The following is a 3,228-nucleotide window of genomic DNA, read 5'->3' as shown; positions in this document are numbered from 1 at the left end:
ATGTCCAGGTCGGCCCATTCAATGTCGCATTCGATCTAGGTGGAGTTTATATAAACCCTACATTTCAGCCGTCTCAAGATAAGGCTGTTCCACCTGAGGTCTACCTTCCGAAACCTAAGCCGGAACCGAAGCAACCTGTTAAGGTTAATGTTCCACCTACTGATTTGTCGCCTGTGACAAATCAGTTAATCAATGTTCAGTCTGACCTTAAAGAATTGATTAAAACAGCGGGTGATATTAAGGACTGTTCGTGTCCAGTGGATTATGACCTGGTGGTTACGGAGATTGGGGAAGGAAACTCAGGGGTTGTAGCCCTACCGGCTAACACTGTTAAGGTTAGGCTGTTGTTAACTAAAATTCCCGCCAATCCAAAAGTTATTCAGAATGGTGGTGCAAATGCACCATTGCAGTACTTCTGTGGATATTATTCGTTCGGTGATGGCTCTGCTTTAGGTTCCCGTACGGCATTGAATACCGCTTTGTCTCACTTGGAAGCTCCACCTAGAGCAACGTCATTTTCCTGGTCACTCTATGCCGGGTACGAGGCAAAAGTCAGTGCGATTCATGCTGTGCCAGAAAAACCTGGGGCTCAATTTGTGGTTACTCAAATGAAGTTACCCCCATAATGGATATGGATGAAGTGTGTTAGGGGAAGGTTATGGCGCTTGATTTTGTAACGACTAAGTATGAATCGGATAGCGGTACTATCACGAAAATTAAGCTAGAGTCAGCTTCGATCCCATTCGCGGGTACTCCACCGTCGGGTGCGGTTGATTTGGGAATTAGCGCTATTGTGTCTCGGTCTAAGCGGACTGCTGGATTGCACGCTCGATGTGCGATTCTGTCTCGCGAAGTTGGTACTGCACCTAATCAGTTTACAAAATATAAGGAAGTAGCCTTGTTAACTCTGACTAGAGCCACAGTGGTTCAAGGCCTGATTGGAACTACAGTTAGTATTGGTGGAGTTGACTGGAAAGTAGAGTCCGTTAAAGGTGAGGTTGCTAAATAGGTGATTCCCTATAGGAAAGATCGCCTGAATAGGTGAGGATATGGCGTTGTCGGGAACTATCACTCAGGTTGGCTACCAGGTGCTGCACACTGCTGTTATCGGCTCTGGGGGTATGGGTTTTGTAGTCACTCCATCACCCCCATTACCCGCAAACCCCTGTTATGGGGTTTTCATGCTGGTGATAGATCAAGCTAATCCAGCGTATAGATTTGTTGCAGGCCATAAAACGGTATGGCGCGATGGTGTGGTATTGTTCCCGGCATATCCTGACATTTCGTATGACCTGGTATTTGTAGCTAGACCGACGTCCATTGGTAGGGACTTCTTTATACAGGTATAGAAAAATGGTGACACTCGTTTTGTTTTGCAACATTGATCCGCTCTAACAGGCGGATTTTTTATTGACGGGTGAGACTAATGAGACTAATGACGATACAGAAATTCCCTAACAGAGAGATAAGGATTTCTCTCTGTCAGCAACCACCTGTAAAACAAGTCTCATTTAAGACTCAAGATAAGACTAATAAAGATCTAGAAGAGTGTTCCACTCCTTTCTTGTCATATGTTCAAAACTCTAAACGGCTTTCGGGTAAGGACTCTAGCGGCATTCCAGAGAGTCAGCTTAGACCAGGGTATGGGGGTTTGCCGCGTACTCAGCGCTTCTCAACCTATGCTCGCAGACAGATTCTTAGAGCAGGTGGAGCGTTAGAATCGGCCCACCCCTACTCAGAGTGCTTATTCCTTACTCTGACGCTACCTGGTAGTACTCCTTCCGCGTTAGAGGCGCTTGCTAGGTATAGCGCCTTCGCGGTACAGCGATTTAAGGCCTGGTTGGGGAAAAGACTTTCTAATAATTTGAGTATTTATACATGGGAGTGGCAACGACGTGGAGCACTTCACTTGCACTATGTTGTTCATTGTCCTGATAGAGAGAAGGGCGAATATATCCGTCGGAATCTTAAACAAGAATGGATAAGAATTTTAAGTGCAATATCAACCCGGTCAGGGGTAGATTTGTTTGCTCAGCACAAGGGTTTTTCATGGTCGCATAACAAAGAAGTTACTAAAACGGACGCTCAGTGGTGTGAGAAGTCCGTAGCGGCTTACCTGTCTAAATATGTTAGTAAGGCGGGAAGCTCTAACGAGCGAACTCCAAAAAACGCCTTTTGTCCATCGCGTTGGTATGGCGTTTCCCGTCCATTACTGCAACTGCTTAGGGAGATGTCATTTTCGGTGCGTTTGGATTATTTGCGTTCTCAACAGGCGCTTGCCTGGTATGAGGATTGCTTATCTCTGCTAGAAGCTTGGTCAGTGAAGTGCTACGAATATAAGCATAGGGTAGGAATCGGGAAAACCCTGGTTTCCTACGCAAGTGCAGAGGACTCTAATTCGTTATGGATGACGCTAATGACTACAATTTTCCCAAATCAAAACTATTGCTCTAACACAGAGTTGAATTTGAGACGGTTAACCCGCAACGGTTGTATTCTTATCAAGAGACACTTGACCTGGCTGAATACCTTTATGCAATTCAACGGTCGATCCTATGGAGTAAAGCTGTTGAACTCTGTCTCTACCAGGGATTTATCAAGGGCAGACCTGATTTACTTAGTGGATGCCTTAGCCTATTCCTTCAGATATACCCAACGGACTCGATTCGAGTTACCAGGCGAGTGCAAACTTTGGTACTCCCAGATGAAGTCGTGTATTGAGAATGCTCAGGAACAGGACTTAGAGTGGATAGGCTCACTCAAGCTGTAGCAAAAAGGTTAAAATTTGTTACAAAACCCTTGACAAGCTTTTCTTCCAGCGTTACGCTACCTATGCCTTTATGGCATGAGACTACAACGCCCATAATCACGGCTCAGGACGTGATTATGGGGTTTTTTAATTAATGTAATTTCGGCAATGGCCCCAGTATTTACCTATGAAGAGTTAAATGCCGACACTAGCACTAACACTGCTAATGGGTTAAGGAATATTGCCAATCAAGCCGCCAATTTTGCGTGCAATCTGTGGGCTAACTATGCGGATGCTGCATCTGGTTTGCCAGATCCTACTGGTTTGGGTTCTGCTCTGAACGGGTTGTATTCAAATCTGTGCTCACCCAGAAACAAACAGCCTTCAAATCCACCTGCACCCGCGATTATTGGAGGTCAGTGTCCTAATTTGCCCTATAACGTCGTTGTGACGTACACCTATAAGACAGAAACTTATAG

The 3,228-nt window shown here is 45.4% G+C and carries 2 protein-coding genes; both read left to right on the top strand.

The genetic code is table 11. The annotated features are described in order from the left end of the window. Nucleotides 1-626 (top strand): hypothetical protein (locus ACP5PX_RS07595; RefSeq protein WP_428085365.1); only part of this gene is annotated, 626 nt, incomplete at its 5' end. A gap of 800 nt (nucleotides 627-1,426) precedes the next feature. Beyond that, entirely contained in the window at nucleotides 1,427-2,770 is a 1,344-nt protein-coding gene (locus ACP5PX_RS07590; RefSeq protein ID WP_428085364.1) for a rolling circle replication-associated protein, read from the top strand. Nucleotides 2,771-3,228: the final 458 nt, after the last annotated feature.

Source organism: Hadarchaeum sp. (SeqCode) (assembly GCF_049969415.1).
In the GTDB taxonomy this organism is placed as follows: domain Archaea; phylum Hadarchaeota; class Hadarchaeia; order Hadarchaeales; family Hadarchaeaceae; genus Hadarchaeum.
Note: the sequence above shows the minus strand (reverse complement) of the source record. Positions and strands in the feature narration are given on the sequence as shown.

Coding starts and splice junctions, on each gene's coding strand:
- ACP5PX_RS07590 (WP_428085364.1), top strand. CDS start 1,427: ATGAGACTAATGACGATACAGAAATTCCCTAACAGAGAGATAAGGATT.